Here is a 19,945-nt window from a genome sequence, read left to right as displayed (position 1 = left end):
GCGACCCCCTCCTCCTCCCTGGGGTCGCCGCCGCTTCTTCCCGCCAGATGCGGGAACGGAATTCGAATACGGTGGTCCCCTCCTCCTCCCTGGGACCTATCGTTAGCGGTGATGGCACTCCTCCTCCCAGCCATTGCCGCACCTTATACGTCGCCCCTCCTCCTCCCTGGGCGATGTTAATGCGGCGGCGCCCCTCCTCCTCCCTGGGCGCCGCCGCTTTTCATTTCCGCCAATCCGGTTTAAGCGCGTCCCATGTTGTCCTATCAGCACGCCTTTCATGCCGGGAATCTGGCCGATCTCCACAAACATGCGTTGCTCGCATGGATGCTGGATTACCTGACCGCCAAGCCCAAACCGCTGACCTATATGGAAACCCATTCGGGGCGCGGCCTTTACGATCTGGGCGGCGATGCCGCGCGCAAGACCGGCGAGGCCGAAGCGGGCATCACCCGTGCCTTGGCCGAGGGCTGGCTGCCGCAAGGCCATCCGCTGTTGCGCGCGCTTGAGGTTGTGCGCAGTTTTTACGGCCCCGATGCCTATCCCGGATCGCCGCTGATTGCCGAAGCCCTGCTGCGCCAGGACGACAGCCTCCATCTCGCCGAGCTGCATCCGACCGAGATCGCGGCACTGGAGCATGTCGTGCTTTTCTCGAAACTGCATCATCAGGACGGTTTCGCGATGGCCAATGCCCTGTGCCCGCCGACGCCGCGTCGGGGCATGCTGCTGATCGATCCGAGCTTCGAGGTCAAAGCCGATTACGAAAGCCTCCCGCCCTTCATCGCGAAGATCGCGAAGAAGTGGAACGTCGGCATCATCGCACTGTGGTATCCGCTGCTGCTCGACGGGCGGCACGGGCCGATGATGCACGCCCTGCAGGAGCGTTTCCCCGAGGCTTTGCGCCACGAGGTCCATTTCCGCCCCGCCCGCGAGGGTCACGGCATGATCGGATCGGGGATGTTCGTGGTGAACCCGCCCTATGGAATCGAGGCCGAGACCGCGCGTCTCGACAAGATTTTCGCGCCGCTTTAAGGCGGCGCGGCCGGTTTTCGGGTATTTTCGTGATGAAGAAAGGCGCTTAGCGCGGGACGGCGGCTGCGAGGCGGCGGTCGGTTTCGTCTTCGGGGCCTGTGGCCCAAGGGCGGAAACGCAGGCGGAAGGCCTGAAGGCGATCCTCGGGGGCCGCATCCGCCGGATAACCGATCGCATCGAGGCTCGCAGCCAGAGGCAGGTCGGCACCCGAATCCCCGGGCCAGACCGAAAGCCCCTGCAGCGCGAGGCGACGCCAGTCGAAGCGCGGGCCGGGGTCGATTTTGCGGCCCGGTGCCATATCGGAATGGCCGATCACCGCTTGCGGCGGGATCTGCCAAAGGCTCATGATTTCTGCAAGAAGCCGCTCCAACCCGCGCATCTGCGCCTCGGGAAAGGGCCGGTTGCCGGGGTTGACGATCTCGATCCCGATCGAGCGCGAATTGACATCGTCGCGACCAAGCCATGAGCCCGCACCGGCATGCCAGGCGCGGCGGTCTTCGGGGACCAGCGCCTCGGCAAAGCCGTTTTCATGCAAAAGCCAATGGGCCGAGACCTCCGCCTCGGGGTCGCAAAGGCGGCAGCGCGCCGAAGCCGCATCCGCCATGCCGGTATAATGGATCACGATCAGCTCGGGGCGTTGCCCGCCCCGACGCTCGCCGTGATTGGGTGAGGGAAAGCTCAAAGCCCCGAATTGGTGCGCAAGGGACGCGGGTCCCAGCCGCAAACGAAGCCGTCGCCATCCGGATCAAGCCCGCGCGGGTCGATCACCGGCCCGCCCGCCGCGAGGAAAGCGGTTTGCGCCGCATCCGCCGAGGCAAAGCCGCGGCAGCTGCGTTCGGCCGCCGAAGCATTGGCGCCGGTACGCGGATAGACCACCGTGCCGGGGTTGTGCTTTTCGGTCTGGGCAAAGCGTACCAGAACCGGCACCGAACCGGCATAGCCGCCCGCGCTCGCCGTCGCGCGGGCTGCAGTCGAGACCTTCACGTCGGAAGGCTTCACCGCCACCACGCTGGTCGTGACCAAAGCTTTCGTCTCGGTGCGTTTGCCCGAGATTTCCTCGGGCGTCGGCGCCTTGGCGGGCAGCTGCACCGGAATGATGCGCGGCGGGGCGGTATCGGTCACGAGCGCGGTTTCGCGCGCGCGCTGGTAGTCGCCATAGGGCGTGTTGTTCATCGTATAGTTGGGGTTCCAGCCCGCGTTTTCGTTGCAGGCCGCAAGGCCCAGCACCGCGAGGATCACCAGTTTCCGCATGTTCACGTCCCTTGTTTGCGCCGCTCGTTTACGTCCGCTTACCGTTTACCACCAGCGATCCGGCTTCGAGACAAAGCCTGCCGCATTTTCGAGGGTCTGCGCAAGGTTCAACAACGCGCCCTCTTCCCACGGACGCCCGATCAGCTGCATGCCGAGCGGCAGGCCCTGCGCATCCGTGCCGACGGGGACCGAAATCCCCGGCAAACCGGCAAGGTTCACCGTGACCGTGAAGACGTCGTTGAGATACATCTCGACCGGATCCTTGCCCGCCATCTCGCCCAAACCGAAAGCGGCCGAAGGGGTTGCAGGCGTCAGGATCGCATCGATCCCGCTCGCATAGGCCTGATCGAAGTCGCGTTTGATCAGGGCGCGGACGCGGCGGGCGCGGTTGTAATAGGCGTCATAGAAGCCTGCCGACAGCACATAGGTCCCGATCATGACGCGGCGCTGCACTTCGGAGCCGAAGCCCTCGGCGCGGGTGCGCGCGTACATCTGGTCGATCCCGTCGCCGGCCGCAAGTTTCGCACGGTGACCAAAGCGCACGCCGTCATAGCGCGCGAGGTTCGAGGAAGCCTCGGCCGGCGCGATGACGTAATAGGCGGGCAGCGCGTATTTGGTATGGGGCAACGAGATATCGACGATCTCGGCACCCGCATCGCGCAGCATCTCCGCCGCCTGACGCCACAAGGCGTCGATTTCATCCGACATGCCGTCCATGCGGTATTCGCGCGGAATGCCGATCTTCTTGCCACGGATGTCTCCGGTGATGGCCGCCTCGTAATCGGGGATGGCGCGGTCGGCGCTGGTCGAATCCTTGTCGTCGACTGATGCGATCGCACCCAGCATGATCGCGGCGTCACGCACGGTTTTCGTCATCGGGCCCGCCTGATCAAGCGAGCTTGCGAAAGCGATTGTGCCCCAACGGCTGACGCGGCCATAGGTCGGTTTCAGGCCAACCGTGCCGGTGAAAGCCGCGGGCTGGCGGATCGAGCCGCCGGTATCGGTGCCGGTCGCAGCAAGGCAGAGGTCTGCCGCAACGGCAGCAGCCGAGCCGCCCGAGGAACCGCCCGGCGTCAGATCGCGCGCATCGACCTTCCACGGGTTGATCGCCTTGCCGTAGACGCTGGTCTCGTTCGACGAGCCCATAGCGAATTCGTCCATGTTCAGCTTGCCGAGCATGACCGCGCCCGCATCCCACAGGTTCTGGGTCACGGTCGATTCATATTCGGGCTTGAAGCCTTCGAGGATCGCGCTGGCGGCCTGCGAGGGCACGCCTTTGGTGCAGAAAAGGTCCTTGATGCCGACCGGAATGCCGCACATCGCGGGCGCATCGCCCGCAGCCAGACGGGCATCGGCGGCGGCTGCCATCGAACGCGCAATCTCGGGCGTTTTGTGGACATAGGCGTTCAACGCATCGGCCGCGTCAATCGCGCCGAGGCAGGCGTCGGTCAGCTCGACGGCGGTGATCTCGCGGGCGCGCAGACGGTCGCGGGCCTCGGCGATGGTCAGTTTGTTCAGATCGGTCATTCCACCACCTTCGGCACTGCGAAAAAGCCCTCGCGCGCATCGGGCGCATTGGCGAGGATTTGCTGCTGCATTTCGCCGTCGGTGACGACATCCTTGCGCCGCTTGAGGCGCATCGGCTCGACGCCGGTCATCGGCTCGATGCCTTCGACATCGACCTCGTTGAGCTGCTCCATGAAGTGGAGAATGCCGTTCAGCCCCTCCGCCAGCGCGGGCAGGTCTGCTTCATCGACCGCAATGCGTGACAGATGCGCGACCTTGCGGGCTTCATCCTGAGTGATCGCCATGATGGTTCCTTTCGCTTGGGGCCGGTTTATCGTCCGCAGCGTTGCGGGGCAAGCACTTGCGGGGCTTTCCGGCGGGCATGCGCGAATGAGAGGCGCTCGTGCCCGCGATTTGACCGCGCCCGATTGACCTCCCCTTTTCCACGGCGCAGTTTGCCGCCATGCCAGCCACCTTTGCCGCCCTGCCCGCCGTCCTTCCCGTCGCATTGACCGTCCTGATCGGCTATGGCGCGCGCCGTAGCGGCATCGTGCCCGCTTCGCTGTGGCAAGGGGTCGAGATCTTTTGCTACCGCGTTCTTTTTCCCGCGATCATGCTGGTTTCGGTCTATCACGCCGATCTGGGCTGGTCGCGCATCGGCCCCTTCGGCACGGCGCTGCTGCTGACGACTGCCGCCGCGGCGCTGGTGGTTCTGGCCCTGCGCCGCATCCTCGCGCTGCCCGATCCGCGCTTTACCACCCTGTTCCAGACCGTCACCCGCTGGAATGCCTTCATCGCGCTGGCGCTGGCGACCCAGCTGACCGGACCGAAGGGCATCGGGCTGATCTCGGTCGCGATGGCTTTCCTGATTCCCGTGGTCAATGTCGTCAACGTGCTGGTCATGTCGATCTGGGGCAGCGGCAAAGCCGGAATTTTCGGCATGATCAAAGCCATTCTGAGCAAACCGATCATTCCGGGCTGCGCGGCGGGGCTGGCCCTCAATCTCGGAGGCATCCCCCTGCCACGCGCGGCCGACAACGCGCTCGGCTCGATCGGAGCAGCGGCCATTCCGGTCAGCCTGATCATCGTCGGCGCAGGGATCCAGATCGACCGGCTTTGGTCGCTGTCCTTGCCCCTGATCGCCGCCGTGACTTTGCGGCTGATCGCCATGCCCTGCCTGTTCTGGCTGGTCGCCCGCTGGATGGGCCTTGCCCCCGAACTGGTGGTCGCGGGCGTTCTCGCATGTGCGGTCCCGACCGCCGCAAACGGCTATCTGGTCGCGCGCCAGATGGGCGGTGATGCCGATCTTTACGCCGATATCCTGACTTGGCAGACTGTGCTCGCGCTGCTCAGCATCCCGTTTATCCTTTCCCTTTTGACGTAACGCGTATCACCGACAGGAGCATCTGATGAAACTGACCTGGTTTGGCCATTCGGGCTTTCGACTGGAAATTGAACAGGCGGTCATCCTGATCGATCCCTGGTTGTCGGGGAACCCCGTCTTTCCCGAAGACCGCCGCGACGAGGCGCTGGACGGCGCGACCCATATCCTGATCACCCACGGCCACGGCGATCACACCGGCGATACTTTGGCGATTGCGCGGGCGTTGAAAATTCCGGTCGTGGGAATTTACGACCTGATCTCGACCTGGACGACGCATCAGGCGGTCGAGGGCATCGGCTTCAACAAGGGCGGTACGGTCAATCTGGGCGGGGCCGAGGTGACGATGGTGAACGCGAGCCATTCCTCCTCGCTCGAGGGGGCGGACGGGCCGGTCTATGCAGGGCATGAATCGGGTTACATGATCGCGGGCGAAGGCCATGTGATCTATGTCTCGGGCGATACCGACATCATGGCCGACATGGGCTGGATGGGCGAATATCATAATCCCGACATCGGGATCCTGAGCGCCGGCGGCCATTTCACGATGGATATGAAACGCGCCGCCTGGGCCGCGAAGAAATACTTCAATTTCAAGACGGTCGTGCCCTGCCATTACAAGACCTTCCCGCTTCTGGCGCAGGACGCCGAACCGCTGAAAGCGGGCCTGCCGGGCGTCAACGTGATCGAGCCCGAGGTCATGGTGGCGATCTCGCTGTAAGGCTGCGGTGCAGGCAAAAAGAAAACGGCGCAGCCTCATGGGCTGCGCCGTTTTTGATTCCTGCTCTCAAGGCCGCGCGGATCAGGCGGCCTGAAGCATCTCCTCTGCCTCGAGCGGCATAGGCTCGAAGCTGAAGTAGCCGTACATCTGTTCGATCACGGCATCGGCTGCATGATCGGCTTTCGGGGAAACAGGCTTCGCGCCTGCGATTTTACCCGCGATCTCGGCAGAATTGATGAAATTTGCCATTGTCTTCTCCGTCGCTGGAACTCTGTTCTCCCATGCAACAAAGATAATGCCGCGCCGCAGAAAAATCTAGCGCTGCGACGCGGCGTAAAGCGGAAAATCAGGGCATGGCAGCCCTGATCCCCGTGCAATGCTGCGCCCCTTAGACGACGCGATCGACCATCATGTGCTTGATCGAGGCGATCGCCTTGGCGGGGTTCAACCCCTTCGGGCAGGTGTTGGTGCAGTTCATGATCGTATGGCAACGATAGAGTTTGAACGGATCTTCAAGCGCATCCAGACGCTCTCCGGTCGCCTCGTCGCGCGAATCGATGATCCAGCGGTAAGCCTGCAGCAAAGCCGCCGGCCCGAGGTATTTGTCGCCGTTCCACCAATAGCTCGGGCAAGACGTCGAGCAGGAGGCGCAAAGGATGCATTCATAAAGCCCGTCGAGCTTCTTGCGGTCCTCGATCGACTGGCGCCATTCCTTGTCGGGACGCGGCGTGTCGGTCACGAGATAGGGGTTCACCGAGGCGTGCTGCGCATAGAAATGCGTCAGGTCGGGGATGAGGTCCTTGACCACCGGCATATGCGGCAGCGGATAGATGTTCACATCGCCTTTGACTTCGTCGATGCCGAAGATGCAGGCCAGATGGTTGCCGCCACCGATGTTCATCGCGCAGGAGCCGCAAATCCCCTCGCGGCAGGAGCGGCGGAAGGTCAGCGTCGGGTCGATCTCGTTTTTGATCTTGATGAGCGCATCCAGCATCATCGGACCGGTCTTGTCGAGATCGAGGAAATAGGTGTCCAGCCGCGGATTCTCGCCGGTATCGGGATCCCAACGGTAGATGTTGAACTTCTTGATGTTCTTCGCACCTTCCGGCTTGGGCCAGGTCTTGCCGACCCGGATGCGGGAGTTCTTGGGAAGATTGAACTGGACCATTGGGGTTTCTCCTGGTGGTCAAACCGCCGGACGGCGGTATGCGTCATAACTGAGGTTGGCATGCGGCCAATCGAATGCGAATGACCGGAAAACTTCGAGGTTTTCGGGCAGGTTTTTGCGGTGGACGGTCGCAAAGAGCGACGAGGCGCGCAGGTTTTGCGGCAATGCCTTGGCCAGCCAGTTCGCGGCGCGCGGCAGCCCCCAAGGCAAGATGTCGCGCGACCGGATCCAGCGCCCGTAGGCGATGTCGCAAGCGCCCGCCAGCGGCTCGATCTCGGCCAAGGGCGCGATCGCGGCCCCTTTGGCGCAAAGCGTGCCGGTGCCGATCACGGAATAGCCTTTGACGTGATCAAGCGCTTCGAAAAAGAGATGGTTGCTCCAACCCTCGGGGCGGGTCCAGCTATTGCCCTGATAGCCGAAAACATTGCCCTCCCAGCCGAGGGCTTCGGCCTGGGCAATGGTGCGGGCAACGTAATCGGCGGGATAGCCGATATCGTCGTCGATGGTGAAGACGATATCGTCGGGTTCGGGCGCGAACCAGAACTTGCCCGCATCCTTCACGTCGCGATCGGGGATGACAGCCGTGACCCGCTCGTCTTTGGCCAGATAGCCCGGCACCTCGTCGTAATCGTTGAGCACAACGAAAAGGTGGTCGACCTGCGGCAGAATCGCATCGACGACCTTGCGCAGGATCCGGCGGCGCGGCGGAAAAGTGGCGAGATGGGCGCGGATCACCGGCTTGCCCACCCGGGCTGGTCGTAAAGCGGGCGCTGCGGCATCTGGCCCGAGCGTTTCATCACGCAGCGGGCGAAAACCTCGGCGGGATCGCGGCCCATGAGCTGGTCGGCACTCATGCCCACCGAGACATAACCGCCGCGGAACCCGTGATTGCCGACACCAAAGCCCACTTCGGTCTTGGGGCCGGCGCTGCTTTCATAGGCGGCGCCGAGACAGATCTTTTCGGCCTGCTCGACAGGGACGGGCGCAGGCGTACAGCCGGCAAGACCCAAAAGGGTCATGCCTGCCGCCACCGCGAGGATCCCGCCCCGCCGCATCTTAGGCCGTCGCCCGAGCGGCCGAAGCCGCGCCGGCGATGCATTGGGTCGTTGCCGGACGGGCGACAACGGCGGCAACCGCATCGCTGATGTTCGAGCCGGCCGCGCTCAGGCGACCGATATCGGCCATTTCCGCCCCGGTCGCGTTGTTGACGACGCAATCGGTATAGGGCGCGACATTGGCGCCAGGCAGACGGCGCGCCATTTCGCGGTTGATCGCGAGACGTGCCGAGGATTGCGCTGCAGCCCCCGGAACGACCGGAGCAACCGGCGTAGCCGTTGCCGGAGGCAGCGGCGGCAGCGCATTGGGGTTCTGCACAACGCAGCCCGACAGCGCGAGCGCCGCGGCCGAGAGAACCAGAGGAAGACGAAGACGCATCAATAAACCCTCGCTTTAGGTGCGATCTTTTTCAGATCGATCCCGCCCTCTTCTTGCGTGGTCAGAGGCTCGAGGTGGACGGGCCGATAGGCCAGTTTAACCTCGTTGCCCTCGACCCATGCAAGGGAGTGCTTGCGCCAGTTGGCGTCGTCCCGCTCAGGCCAGTCTTCATGGGCATGGGCGCCGCGGCTTTCCTTGCGTGCCTCGGCGGCGACGATCGTGGTCAGCGCGCTCGGCATCAGGTTGGTCAACTCCAGCGTTTCCATCAGGTCGCTGTTCCAGATCAGGCTGCGGTCGGTGACCTTGATATCGGCCATTTTCGCGGCGATGACCTTCATGCGCTCGACGCCGTCGGCCAGGGTCTTGTCGGTGCGGAAGACGGCCGCATCGGCCTGCATCGTCTTTTGCATTTCAAGACGCAGCTCTGCGGTCGAGGTCGAGCCGTTGGCGTTGCGCAGGGCATCGAAACGCTCCAGCGCCTTTTCGACCTGCGCCACATTGGTCGCGGGGACCGGCGCATTGCGGTCGACAACCTGACCGGCACGGATCGCGGCCGCGCGGCCGAAGACCACGAGGTCGATCAGCGAGTTCGAACCCAGACGGTTCGCACCATGGACCGAGGCGCAACCGGCCTCGCCCACGGCCATCAGGCCCGGGAAGGTCGCATCGGGCTTTTCCTCGGTCGGATTGAGAACTTCACCCCAATAGTTGGTCGGAATGCCGCCCATGTTGTAATGGACCGTCGGGATGACGGGGATCGGCTCGCGCGTCACGTCGACGCCGGCGAAGATGCGCGCGGATTCCGAAATGCCGGGCAGACGCTCGTGCAGGGTTTCCGGCGGCAAGTGCATCAGGTTGAGGAAGATGTGGTCCTTGTGCTCGCCCACACCGCGCCCTTCGCGGATCTCGATCGTCATGCAACGCGAAACCACGTCGCGCGAGGCGAGGTCTTTGTAGGTCGGGGCATAACGCTCCATGAAGCGCTCGCCCTCGGAGTTGGTGAGGTAACCACCTTCGCCGCGCGCGCCTTCGGTGATGAGGCAGCCCGAACCATAAATGCCGGTCGGGTGGAACTGCACGAATTCCATATCCTGCAGCGGCAGACCCGCGCGGGCCACCATGCCGCCACCGTCGCCGGTGCAGGTATGGGCCGAGGTCGCGCTGAAATAGGCGCGGCCGTAGCCGCCGGTCGCCAGAACCACCATCTTCGCGTTGAAGACATGGATGGTGCCGTCGTCGAGCTTCCAGCAGACGACGCCGGTGCATTTGCCGTCGGTGATGATCAGATCAAGCGCGAAATATTCGATGAAGAATTCGGCTTTTTCCTTCAGCGACTGCCCGTAAAGCGTGTGCAGGATCGCGTGGCCGGTGCGGTCGGCAGCAGCACAGGTGCGCTGCACCGGCGGGCCCTCGCCGAATTCGGTCGTATGGCCGCCGAAGGGGCGCTGGTAGATCTTGCCCTCTTCGGTGCGCGAAAACGGCACGCCGTAATGCTCGAGCTCGTAGACCGCCTTGGGGGCTTCGCGCGCGAGATATTCCATCGCATCGGTATCGCCGAGCCAGTCCGAGCCCTTGACCGTATCATACATATGCCACTGCCAGTTGTCGGGGCCCATGTTGGACAGTGAGGCGGCGATGCCGCCCTGCGCGGCAACGGTATGCGAACGGGTCGGGAAAACCTTGGTCACGCAAGCCGTGCGCAGGCCCTGTTCGGCCATGCCGAGCGTCGCGCGCAGGCCCGCACCGCCGGCACCCACCACGACCACGTCATAATCATGCGTTACGTAAGGATAAGCAGCCATAGCGGACCTCAGACCAGAACGAGCGCACCCAGACCCATGCGGGCGAGTGCATAGACAGCAAAGGCGATGACCGCCCAGCTGAAAACTACCGAGAAGATGATCGCGGCTTTGCGTGCGCCGTGATCAAGGTAATCCTCGATCATGATGCGCGTGCCGCGGATGAAATGCAGCATGCCGACAATGATGAACAAAGCGGTGATGACTGCGGGGATCGGGCGCCCGAAATAGGCCACCACGCCTTCGCGCGGCAGGCCGATCGCTTTGGCGACGATGATCATGAACAGAGGCGTCAGGATGGTCAGCGCCACGGCGGTCACGGTCAGGAACCAGTGGTCTGCGGTGCCGGTGCCCGAAGCACCCATGCCGACGGCGGCTTTGCGCGGAGTGATGTAACGCATGTTTTCCCCCTCAGAACGCAAAGAAGATGATGAGGGTCAGCAGCGCCAGCACCACCGAACCCGCAATGATCGCGACGCTGGACTTGCGCGCGGATTCGATCTCGAGCCCCATGCCTGCGTCGTAGAACAGGTGGCGGATGCCCGCGAGAAGATGGTACCACAGCGCCCACATCGAACCCGTCAGGACGATGAAGCCGATCCACGAGCGGACGACCCAATCGGCGCAGGCGAAAGCCGCATCCGAGGTCACCGCGGCGGCAAGCCACCAGACCAGCAACAAGATCCCCGCCACCAGCGCATGGCCGGTGATACGGGTCATGATCGAGGTGATCGCCGCGATGGGAAGGCGATAGACCTGCAAGTGTGGGGACAGCGGCCGGTTACCCCGGTTGACGTCGGCCATATTGCGCTCTCCTGCTTTGCCTCAGGCCCTGCTATCCGGCTGGTGCGCCCAGCTGGCGGTGAGGGCTGGCTGAAAATTCAACTCGGTTCTAGCTCTTTTGTTGCAGGTGTCATCACCGGAACGGGTACAATTTCACCGGAACGGGGCTTTTTGCCCTTTTGTGATCACACGATCCGGCCTCGTGATCACAGATCGACCTGCACGGCAGTCGCGCTCAGCCAGTCGCCGTATTCCTGACAGATTTCGATATGTTTTTCTGCCGGGTCGTAGAAGGCATTGGCCTCCCCGCATTGCTCCACCGAGACGGTGATGTCGACCGGCAGGGCGAGCAATGCGTTCACGCTGCGAACCTCTTCGGCGATGATGCGCGATGCGGGGTCGGCCGTCTCTCCGACGAAGCTCAGGGCCTTGCCCGGCGCGCCTTCGACCGCCTCGTCGAGATAGGCGAACCAGCTGCTCCAGGCCTGATCGAACTCCTCGGAGCAGGTTTCGGCGCGTTCGGGCGGCAGTTCGAATTCCGTTGCGAAATCGCCGCGATTGTCGGGATCGCCGCCGTACCACAGGCAAACCGTATTGTAATAACGCTGCAAATCATGTCCGTGGACATCCCAAAAGGCGGGATCTTCCTCTTCGGCCTCGGCGGCCGAAAGCATCCATGCCACGGCCGTCCCCTGCGCGATGGCGAGGGCGGATTCCGGCTCCCAGATCTCGTCGATCAGAAGGACGGACAGGGTATCGGCCGCATCTTCCTCGCGGCCGAGGACCGGAAGATCCATTGTATCGATCAGGGCATGGCCCAGCTCGTGGTAGAAGGTGCCGACAAGATTGGCCTCGACGAAAAGGTCGTGCCCTCCCGAGGTGGAATCGTCGAAATAGCCCGCCTGATCCGCGGAACCGGCAAAAACCGGAGCCGCAGTCATGCAGGCCAGCAAGAGCAATCGAATCATTGCGGTAAAAATGCCCAATAATCGAGGTCCAGAAGGATATCGGGCAGATACTTACCATCCTGATCCTTAATTTTGTGATCACGCTCGCCGGATTTATGCGCCACGGTGCGCAAACGGATCGCGGCCACCCCCGGCGCAGGCGTCTCGGCGAGATCGAGCACCTCGGTGAAGGCGCGCACCGTATCGCCGGCGAAACAGGGATTGGCATGGGCGCCGCCGTTCAGCGCCGCCATGATCTGGGCATTGGCGAGACCGTTGAAAGTCAGCGCCCGCGCGATCGAGATGATATGGCCGCCATAGATCAGACGCTTGCCGTCGGGGCGGAAAGTCGCGTCGAAATGGACTTTCGCGGTATTTTGCCACAGGCGCGTCGCCAGCATATGCTCGGCCTCTTCGATCGTGACGCCGTCGACATGGTCGATGATCTCGCCGATGGCATAATCGCCCATGCGGTAGCGCTCGCCGGCCAGTCCGGAGTCATAACCGGTGAAATCAAGGCCTTCAGGCACGACCAGATCGGCCGGCGCGACCGCCTTGGCGAGATCGGGTACCACGGTCGCGGGTGCGGGCGCATCGGGGCGGCCTTTGCGCACCATGACCCAGCGGACATAGTCCAGCACCAGCTCGTCGTTCTGGTTCAGGCCGCGCGTGCGCACCCAGACCACACCCGAGGTACCGCTCGAATTCTCCTTGAGGCCGATCACCTCGGATTCGGCGCGCAGCGTATCGCCCGCCCAGACCGGCCGGTGCCAGCGCCCCTCGGCATAGCCGAGGTTGGCGACGGCATTCAGGCTGATGTCCGGCACGGTCTTGCCGAAGACCAGATGAAAGGCGATCAGGTCATCCATCGGCGATCCGTCCAGCCCGCAGGCGCGGGCGAATTCGTCGCTGGAATGCAGAGCATGCCGGGCCGGATAGAGCGCGTGGTAAAGCGCTCTCTCGCCCCCCGAGACCGTGCGCGGCACGGCATGGGGAATGATTTCGCCGATACGGTAATCTTCGAAGAAACGGCCCGGGTTGGTTTTGCTCATCTGATCCCTTTAGCTCTATTGCTGCCCCAATTTCATATCGGGGTGGTAATCGGCCTCGACATCCTTGGTGACGGCCTGCGCGCAGCGCATCACGCCGCGCGCCGCATCGAAGGAGATCGAGGGGCTGCCGTAAAGCTCCCAGCCCTTGGACAGGGCCAGCGAGACTTTGTGGCAAAATTCCGAAGTGTCGTCTTCGGTCAGTAAACGGTAGATTTTCGACATGTCAGCCTCCGAACGGGTTATAGCCCAGCCAGCCGTGGATCAGCCCGATGACGACCATCGTGACGAATGCGGCGAGCAGGACCATGCCCTCTTTGCGCCAGATGACGGGCTGCGTCGAGCGCGACCAGGCGGGGCCGGCACGGTTCAGCACCATCATCTCGACCACGGCCCAGACCAGAAGGCCGCCGAAGAGCACGAAGGACGGCAGATCGCCGTTCACCAGCAGATGCGCCACGGCCCAGAGCGAGAAGCCCGTGAGCTGCGGGTTGCGGATGCGGCGGACGAGGTTCGATTTCATCCCGTCGGCGGCAAAGAACCACAGCGCCGCAAGCATCAGCAGGTTGTTGATCCCCTTGAGCGCGGGCGAAGGCCCCCACCAGAAGGGGCCGTCCGCCATGCGGTAGCCCACCACCATCAAGATCACCGACAGGACCAGCAGCACGGCGACGATGCCTTTGCCCTTGTCGCCCAAGGCCGCGCGCGGTTCGGGCGCGACCCGTTTGAAGAAATGTGCCGCCCACCAAAGCGCCACACCGATTACGAGGATCAGCATATGGCTTGTCCTTTCGGCTGGATGTTGATCCCCTCCAGCTTGTCACCCGACGGCGAGATCGGCAATCGCCTGTGCGCGCGACAAGGTAGCGCGGGCGGTCTCGACGTGGAGGTTCTCGACAATGCGGCCGTCGACCACGGCCACGGCCTTGCCCTCGGCGATGGCGGCTTCATAGGCTTCGATCTGGCGGCGCGAAAGCGCGACCTCGTCATCGGAGGGCGCGAAGATTTCGTTGGCGATGGCGAGTTGCGCGGGATGGATGAGCGTCTTGCCGTCAAAGCCCATATCGCGGCCCTGGGCGGATTCGAAACGCAGCCCCTCGTCGTCCTTGAAGGCGTTGAAGACGCCGTCGATGATCGTCTTCCCATGCGCTTTCGCCGCCAGCAGGCAAAGCCCCAACCCCGCCTGCATCGGCAGTCGGTCGGCGCGAAAGCGCGCCCCCAACTCCTTCGCCAGATCGTTGGTGCCCATGACCATGCCCTGAAGGCGCGGATGGGCGGCAATGGCGCCGGCATTCAGCATGCCCTGCGCCGTCTCCATCATCGCCCAAAGCGGCGCGTCGGGGATCAGTGCGGCAACGCGGTCGAGATCTTCGGGCCGGCTCACCTTGGGGATCAGCACCGCATCTGCATGTTTGGAAAGGCTCGCGGCATAGGCGCGCGCGTCATCCTCGCCCCATTCGGTGTCGAAGCCGTTGATGCGCACGATCTTGGCGCGCTTGCCGTAATCGCCTGCCAAGGCCTCGGCCAGAAGCGCGCGCGAGGCGGGCTTCTCGGCCGGCGCGACCGCATCCTCGAGATCGAAGATGATCGCATCGGCAGCAAGCGTTTGCGCCTTTTCCATCGCGCGCTGGTTGGCGGCGGGAATATAGAGAACAGAGCGGTAGGGGCGGGTCACGGCAGGCCTCCAAGCAATAATGTTGCGTGAAGCTGGCCTGTTGTGATGCAAATGGCAAGATCAAATTTGCTGCATTGCGGCAAATTTTGCCGGAACCTCTCGGGCGCGCGCTTAGAGCCCGCCCCAGATCAGCCGGATGGAGACGATCAAAAGCATCCAGGTGATGAGCTTGTAAAAGATCGTGGGCGAGAGCCGCTTGACGATCCAGATCCCCGCCTGCACCGACAGCAACGCCGGAATGGTCAGGATTGCCGCCACTTTGAGGTTCTCGGTCGAAAGCTGGCCGAGCATGGCATAGGGCACCAGCTTGACCCAGTTGCAGACCGCGAAAAAGATCGTCGTCGTGCCGGCATAGACCAGCGGAGACATGCGCAAAGGCTGGGCATAGACCTGATAGGGTGCAGCCCCCGCATGGGCCACGAAGCTCGTATAACCCGAGATCGTGCCCCAAAGGCTGCCGCGCAGCCAGTCGGGACGGCGCGCCGCAGCCTCGACGCGGCGCTTCCACAAAGCCGACATTGCGAAGACCAGACCGATGACGCCGACGACAAGCTCGACCGATTTGTCGCTGACGAAGCTCGAGGTCGCCCAGCCGAGCAGGATCCCGAGAATCGCCCCCGGCATCAGCTTGACCAGTACGGCACGGTCGAAATTCTTGCGATAGGCGATCAACCCGCCGAGATCGGAGACGATATAGACCGGCAAAAGCATTCCCGCCGCCTGAATGGGCGACATTACCAGCGCCATCAGCGGCACCGAGATCACGCCGACCATGCTCAGCCCGCCCTTGGCCAAACCGACCGAGACCGCCGCGATCACCGCGAGCACCCATTCCCAAAGTCCCATTTCCATGCTTCGCGCTCTCCGTGGCCTCGATCCGCCCTGCATTTGCTGTGGACCTCTGCATTTGCTGTGAACCCATGTGCGCGCGGGGGCAATGTCCGGCGCGCATCTTGTCCGCGATTTCGCATGCAAACGCCGCATGGCAGGAATGTTTTTGCGCAATTGTGCGCACTTTGCCGCGTGTTTTCGGAAAATGTTAGCGACGAAACACGCGGCATACAGAGGTATACCATCTTGCGATTTACCTCCAAAAGGCCTAGTCGATCTGTGAATCATTCCCTTAGGAGGCTTCCATGGCCCGACCCAAGATTGCACTGATCGGCGCGGGACAGATCGGCGGTACGCTGGCGCATCTGGCTGCGATGAAAGAACTCGGCGACGTCGTTCTGTTCGACATTTCCGAAGGCACGCCGCAGGGCAAGGCCCTCGACATCGCACAATCGGGCCCCTCCGAGGGCTTTGATGCCGTCATGAAAGGCACCAACGATTACGCCGATATCGCAGGCGCCGATGTCTGCATCGTCACCGCCGGTGTTCCGCGCAAGCCGGGCATGAGCCGCGACGACCTTCTGGGCATCAACCTCAAAGTCATGAAATCGGTCGGCGAGGGCATCAAGGCCCATGCTCCGAACGCATTCGTCATCTGCATCACCAACCCGCTCGATGCGATGGTCTGGGCGCTGCAGCAGTTCTCGGGCCTGCCCGCGAACAAGGTCGTCGGCATGGCCGGCGTGCTCGACTCGGCACGTTTCCGTCACTTCCTCTCGGTCGAGTTCGACGTCTCGATGCGCGATGTCACCGCTTTCGTTCTGGGCGGCCACGGCGACACCATGGTGCCGCTGGCCCGCTATTCGACCGTTGGCGGCATCCCGCTGCCGGATCTGGTCAAAATGGGCTGGACCACGCAGGAGAAACTGGACGCGATCGTACAGCGCACCCGTGACGGCGGCGCGGAAATCGTCGGCCTGCTGAAAACCGGCTCGGCCTTCTACGCTCCGGCAACCTCGGCGATCGAGATGGCGGAAGCCTATCTCAAGGACCAGAACCGCCTGCTGCCCTGCGCAGCCTATGTGAGCGGCGCTTACGGTCTCGACGGTCTTTATGTCGGCGTCCCGACCATCATCGGCGCCAACGGCATCGAGAAAGTCGTCGCGATCGAGCTGAACGCCGAAGAGCAGGTCATGTTCGACAAATCGGTCGACTCGGTCAAAGGTCTGGTTGCCGCTTGTAAAGCAATCGATCCGTCGCTGGCCTAAGCCGCGCGACAAGTTCCGGAACGGAAAACCCCCGCGCCATCCGCGCGGGGGTTTTTCTTTTGCGCGGCTGCCGGCGCCGCAGTGCTCATGGAAAAGGCCCCCGAATTTCTCCGGGGGCCTTGGTGTTTCAAGCACCTCGCATCAGACGAAGTCGAAATCCGAGACGTAGAGGTAACCGTTCGCCGTAATCACCGTAGAGCCGAAGCGAATGATCGTATTGCCGCCCGAATAGTTCAGGTTGAGGTCGAAGATGTCGTGGCCCGCCCAGCGGATCTCGATCGTATCGTCGTTGCGGTTGTAGTCCTGCAAACGGTCGCTGCCGCTATTTGCGTCGAAGTAGAAGGTATCGTTGCCCGCACCGCCGCCAAGCGTATCGTTGCCCGTGCCGCCGATCAGGCGGTCGTTGCCCGCACCGCCGGACAAAACGTCATTGCCCGCACCGCCGTTCAGCGTGTCGTTGCCCGCGCCGCCCTGAAGGATGTTGGCCCCGCCCGAGCCGGACAGGCGGTCGTTGCCGCTGCCGCCGGTCGCATTCTCGATGTTGCGGATGATGTCCTGACCCTGACCGGTCGCCTGCGCAACCGTCACGCCGAGATTGACCGCGACATTGCCGGTCGTGTTGAAGATGATCGTATCGACCCCCGCTCCGCCGTCGATCACGTCGTTGCCGAGGCCACCGTCCAGCGTGTCGTTGCCGGCACCACCGTCGAGCCTGTCGTTGCCCGCGCCGCCTCCGAGGATATTGGCGCCCGCGTTGCCGGTAATGCGGTCATTGCCGCCGCCGCCCAGAACGCCCTCGATCCCGACCAGCCGGTCGATGCCTTGTCCGGTATTCTGTGCAGTGCCCAGATTCAGGTTCACCGTGACCGCGCCATTGCCCGAGAAGCGCACGGTATCGATCCCCGCTCCGCCGTCGAGCACGTCGTTTCCGGCCCCGCCGTCGAGCGTGTCGTTGCCCGCGCCGCCGGTCAGCGTGTCGTTGCCCGCCCCGCCCGCAAGCAGGTTCGCGACGCCATTGCCGATCAGGACGTCGTGGTTGTTGCCGCCGGTGACATTCTCGATACCGATCAGCACATCCATGCCGTGGCCGGTGTTTTGCGCAGCCGTCCGGTTCAGGTCGACCCGCACCGCGACCGCACCGCTGAAATCGGCCGTATCGGCGCCTGCACCACCGTTGAGCGTATCGGCTCCCAGCCCGCCGATCAGCGTGTCTGCACCGCCACCGCCCTGAAGATTGTTTGCCGCTCCATTGCCCGCCAGACGGTCGTTGAAGCTCGAGCCCATCAGCCCTTCGATATTGGCCAGACGGTCGGTCCCGAAGCCGCCGCCGACCAGCTGCGCATTGGCATTGGCCAGATTGACGCTCACGCCACTGGTCGCACCGGCAAAGCTCGCATAGTCAAAGCCCGCCCCACCGTCGAGCACGTCGTTACCGCCGCCGCCGTTCAGCACATCGTTGCCCGCGCCGCCGATCAGCGTATTCGCGACGCCGTTGCCGGTCAGCCGGTCGTTGAAGTTCGAGCCCTGAACATTCTCGATATTGAGCAGGCGGTCCGTGCCGCGTCCGCCGCCGATCAGCTGCGCCGTCGTGACCGACAGATTGACCGTCACGCCGCTCGTGGCATCGGCATAGGAGGCAAGATCGACCCCCTGCCCGCCGTCAAGCGTATCGTTGCCCTGCCCGCCCATCAGCGTGTCGTTGCCCGCACCGCCGTTCACATCGTCATTGCCGATATAGCCGGTGAAGCGGTCATTGCCCTCGTTCAGCTCGAAACGCTTGTAATTGGTGACGGTGCTGAAGGCGCTGATATCGAACACATCGTTGCCGTTGGTGCCGCGAATGCCGCTCGTCCCGTAGGAGAAGTACAAATTCTCGACGCCGGTGACATAGGCCGCGTTCAGCAGAAGGCTCGGAACCTGCACGATCCCGTTGATATAGACGCGGTCGCTGCCCGCACCGCCGTTGATGCGGTCCTGGCCGATATCGTTGCCCGAGAGATAGAAGGTATCGTCGCCCGAACCGCCGTTGAGCACGTCGTTGCCCGAGCCGCCGGTCAGCGAATCATTGCCCTGACCACCATCCAGCGTGTCGTTGCCCGCACCGCCGGCCACGGCATCATCGCCGATATAACCGATGAAGCGGTCATTGCCCTCGTTCATCTCGAAGAGCTTGTAATTCGTGACCGTGTTGAAGGCGCTGATGTCGAAGACATCGTTGCCGTTTGTGCCGCGGATGCCGCTCGTCCCGTAGGAGAAGTAAAGATTCTCGACGCCGGTGACATAGGTCGCGTTCAGCAGAAGGCTAGAGACCTGCACGATGCCGCTGATGTAGATGCGGTCCGCGCCCTCGCCGCCGTTGAACCGGTCCTGGCCGATATCATTGCCCGAGAGATAGAAGGTATCATCGCCCGAACCGCCGATCAGCAGGTCATTGCCCGAGCCGCCGGTCAGATCGTCATTGCCTGCACCGCCGTCCAGCGTATCGTTGCCTGCGCCGCCGCCGACCGCATCATCGCCCATATAGCCGAGGAAGTAGTCGTTCCCCTCGCCCATATCGAAGAGCTTGTAATTGGTGACGGTGTTGAACGCGCTGATGTCGAAATGGTCATTGCCGTTCGTGCCGCGGATGCCGCTCGTCCCGTAAGAGAAGTACAGACTCTCGACGCTGTCGACATAAGACGCATTCAGCAGCAGACTCGAAACCTGTACGATGCCCGAGATGTAGACGCGGTCCGCCCCCTCGCCGCCGAAGAACCGGTCGGTCCCGATATCATTGCCCGAAAGCGTGAACGTATCGTTTCCGCTCTCGCCATACATGTAGTCGTCGCCGCTGCCGCCAATGAGGGTATCGTTACCGGCTCTGCCGTAGAGGGTGTCGTTGCCGCCCTCGCCACGGATCTCGTCGTCGTCGTTGGTACCGGTCAGGGTTTCACTCAAAGCAGTCCCGGGAATAGCGGCCATCGGTCTATCTCGCGAAAAGTTAAAAAAGTTAAGACGCAGCAATTGGAGGTGCTTTTTCGCGCATGTAAAGCACCAAATGGATGCACCGATCCTGCATATTCCCCCTCGTGGAGCCCGATATCGCGCGCCGGCCGCAAGGCAG

The 19,945-nt window shown here is 63.1% G+C and carries 23 protein-coding genes; 4 read left to right on the top strand and 19 right to left on the bottom strand.

What is annotated here, in order from left to right:
- Positions 1-252 precede the first annotated feature (252 nt).
- On the top strand, positions 253-1,029 hold the full coding sequence (locus ACFFUC_RS18715) for a 23S rRNA (adenine(2030)-N(6))-methyltransferase RlmJ (RefSeq protein ID WP_377688441.1): 777 nt from the start codon (positions 253-255) through the stop codon (positions 1,027-1,029).
- 46 nt (positions 1,030-1,075) lie between these two features.
- Here the strand turns inward: ACFFUC_RS18715 and ACFFUC_RS18710 are convergent, their stop codons facing one another.
- From ACFFUC_RS18710 to gatC, 4 genes are read right to left on the bottom strand one after another with little or no spacing between them, the layout of a single operon-like run.
- Positions 1,076-1,711: an N-acetylmuramoyl-L-alanine amidase gene (locus ACFFUC_RS18710; RefSeq protein ID WP_377688440.1), complete on the bottom strand. Its 636-nt coding sequence runs from the start codon at positions 1,709-1,711 to the stop codon at positions 1,076-1,078.
- Entirely contained in the window at positions 1,708-2,280 is a 573-nt protein-coding gene (locus ACFFUC_RS18705; protein ID WP_377688439.1) for a hypothetical protein, read from the bottom strand. The genes ACFFUC_RS18710 and ACFFUC_RS18705 overlap by 4 nt, the downstream gene beginning before the upstream one ends.
- Positions 2,281-2,325: 45 nt before the next feature.
- On the bottom strand, positions 2,326-3,807 hold the full coding sequence (gene gatA / locus ACFFUC_RS18700; protein WP_377688438.1) for an Asp-tRNA(Asn)/Glu-tRNA(Gln) amidotransferase subunit GatA: 1,482 nt from the start codon (positions 3,805-3,807) through the stop codon (positions 2,326-2,328).
- Positions 3,804-4,091, bottom strand: a complete 288-nt coding sequence (gene gatC, locus ACFFUC_RS18695) for an Asp-tRNA(Asn)/Glu-tRNA(Gln) amidotransferase subunit GatC (RefSeq protein ID WP_377688437.1) — start codon at positions 4,089-4,091, stop codon at positions 3,804-3,806. Before gatC ends, gatA begins: the two co-directional genes overlap by 4 nt.
- A gap of 158 nt (positions 4,092-4,249) precedes the next feature.
- Between gatC and ACFFUC_RS18690 the strand changes: the two genes are divergently transcribed.
- Together ACFFUC_RS18690 and ACFFUC_RS18685 are read left to right on the top strand one after the other, a co-directional pair.
- The gene (locus tag ACFFUC_RS18690; RefSeq protein ID WP_377688436.1) at positions 4,250-5,170 is read left to right on the top strand and encodes an AEC family transporter; all 921 of its coding nucleotides are present in this window, start codon (positions 4,250-4,252) and stop codon (positions 5,168-5,170) included.
- Between the two features lie 25 nt (positions 5,171-5,195).
- Positions 5,196-5,888, top strand: a complete 693-nt coding sequence (locus ACFFUC_RS18685; protein ID WP_377688435.1) for a metal-dependent hydrolase — start codon at positions 5,196-5,198, stop codon at positions 5,886-5,888.
- A gap of 81 nt (positions 5,889-5,969) precedes the next feature.
- Here ACFFUC_RS18685 and ACFFUC_RS18680 read toward each other — a convergent pair whose 3' ends face one another.
- The 14 genes from ACFFUC_RS18680 to ACFFUC_RS18615 form a co-directional block, all read right to left on the bottom strand.
- Positions 5,970-6,137, bottom strand: a complete 168-nt coding sequence (locus tag ACFFUC_RS18680) for a hypothetical protein (protein WP_377688434.1) — start codon at positions 6,135-6,137, stop codon at positions 5,970-5,972.
- A 139-nt stretch (positions 6,138-6,276) separates the two neighbouring features.
- On the bottom strand, positions 6,277-7,056 hold the full coding sequence (locus ACFFUC_RS18675; RefSeq protein WP_377688433.1) for a succinate dehydrogenase iron-sulfur subunit: 780 nt from the start codon (positions 7,054-7,056) through the stop codon (positions 6,277-6,279).
- 18 nt (positions 7,057-7,074) lie between these two features.
- Positions 7,075-7,803 (bottom strand): hypothetical protein, encoded by a 729-nt coding sequence (locus tag ACFFUC_RS18670; RefSeq protein ID WP_377688432.1) that lies wholly within the window; start codon positions 7,801-7,803, stop codon positions 7,075-7,077.
- Positions 7,788-8,075, bottom strand: a complete 288-nt coding sequence (locus tag ACFFUC_RS18665; RefSeq protein WP_377688431.1) for a hypothetical protein — start codon at positions 8,073-8,075, stop codon at positions 7,788-7,790. The genes ACFFUC_RS18670 and ACFFUC_RS18665 overlap by 16 nt, the downstream gene beginning before the upstream one ends.
- Before the next feature lie 37 nt (positions 8,076-8,112).
- Positions 8,113-8,490, bottom strand: a complete 378-nt coding sequence (locus ACFFUC_RS18660) for a hypothetical protein (protein ID WP_377688430.1) — start codon at positions 8,488-8,490, stop codon at positions 8,113-8,115.
- Positions 8,490-10,292, bottom strand: coding sequence for a succinate dehydrogenase flavoprotein subunit (gene sdhA, locus ACFFUC_RS18655; RefSeq protein ID WP_377688429.1), 1,803 nt, complete (start codon positions 10,290-10,292; stop codon positions 8,490-8,492). Before sdhA ends, ACFFUC_RS18660 begins: the two co-directional genes overlap by 1 nt.
- Before the next feature lie 8 nt (positions 10,293-10,300).
- Positions 10,301-10,690, bottom strand: coding sequence for a succinate dehydrogenase, hydrophobic membrane anchor protein (gene sdhD / locus ACFFUC_RS18650; RefSeq protein ID WP_377688428.1), 390 nt, complete (start codon positions 10,688-10,690; stop codon positions 10,301-10,303).
- Between the two features lie 10 nt (positions 10,691-10,700).
- Complete coding sequence (sdhC, locus tag ACFFUC_RS18645) at positions 10,701-11,093, bottom strand: succinate dehydrogenase, cytochrome b556 subunit (protein WP_377688427.1); 393 nt, start codon at positions 11,091-11,093, stop codon at positions 10,701-10,703.
- 185 nt (positions 11,094-11,278) lie between these two features.
- A complete protein-coding gene (locus tag ACFFUC_RS18640; RefSeq protein ID WP_377688426.1) occupies positions 11,279-12,040 on the bottom strand; it encodes a DUF4344 domain-containing metallopeptidase in 762 nt (253 codons plus the stop codon).
- Entirely contained in the window at positions 12,037-13,071 is a 1,035-nt protein-coding gene (locus tag ACFFUC_RS18635; RefSeq protein WP_377688425.1) for a MaoC family dehydratase, read from the bottom strand. Before ACFFUC_RS18635 ends, ACFFUC_RS18640 begins: the two co-directional genes overlap by 4 nt.
- 15 nt (positions 13,072-13,086) lie before the next feature.
- Entirely contained in the window at positions 13,087-13,293 is a 207-nt protein-coding gene (locus ACFFUC_RS18630; RefSeq protein WP_377688424.1) for a DUF1737 domain-containing protein, read from the bottom strand.
- A gap of 1 nt (position 13,294) precedes the next feature.
- Entirely contained in the window at positions 13,295-13,846 is a 552-nt protein-coding gene (locus ACFFUC_RS18625; RefSeq protein ID WP_377688423.1) for an NnrU family protein, read from the bottom strand.
- A 42-nt stretch (positions 13,847-13,888) separates the two neighbouring features.
- Positions 13,889-14,743, bottom strand: coding sequence for an HpcH/HpaI aldolase/citrate lyase family protein (locus ACFFUC_RS18620; RefSeq protein WP_377688422.1), 855 nt, complete (start codon positions 14,741-14,743; stop codon positions 13,889-13,891).
- 111 nt (positions 14,744-14,854) lie between these two features.
- On the bottom strand, positions 14,855-15,595 hold the full coding sequence (locus ACFFUC_RS18615) for a sulfite exporter TauE/SafE family protein (protein WP_377688421.1): 741 nt from the start codon (positions 15,593-15,595) through the stop codon (positions 14,855-14,857).
- A gap of 284 nt (positions 15,596-15,879) precedes the next feature.
- Here ACFFUC_RS18615 and mdh point away from each other — a divergent pair, with 284 nt between their 5' ends.
- Positions 15,880-16,842 carry a malate dehydrogenase gene (mdh, locus tag ACFFUC_RS18610; RefSeq protein ID WP_377688420.1) on the top strand — a complete coding sequence of 321 codons (963 nt, stop codon included), beginning with the start codon at positions 15,880-15,882 and terminating at the stop codon, positions 16,840-16,842.
- A 141-nt stretch (positions 16,843-16,983) separates the two neighbouring features.
- On the opposite strand, the gene ACFFUC_RS18605 is transcribed toward mdh, so the two are convergent.
- On the bottom strand, positions 16,984-19,803 hold the full coding sequence (locus tag ACFFUC_RS18605) for a hypothetical protein (RefSeq protein WP_377688419.1): 2,820 nt from the start codon (positions 19,801-19,803) through the stop codon (positions 16,984-16,986).
- Positions 19,804-19,945: the final 142 nt, after the last annotated feature.

This window comes from Paracoccus cavernae (genome assembly GCF_042430175.1).
Taxonomy (GTDB): Bacteria; Pseudomonadota; Alphaproteobacteria; order Rhodobacterales; family Rhodobacteraceae; genus Paracoccus; species Paracoccus cavernae.
The sequence above is the reverse complement of the archived record's forward strand: the minus strand, read 5'-3'. Positions and strand labels throughout refer to the sequence as shown.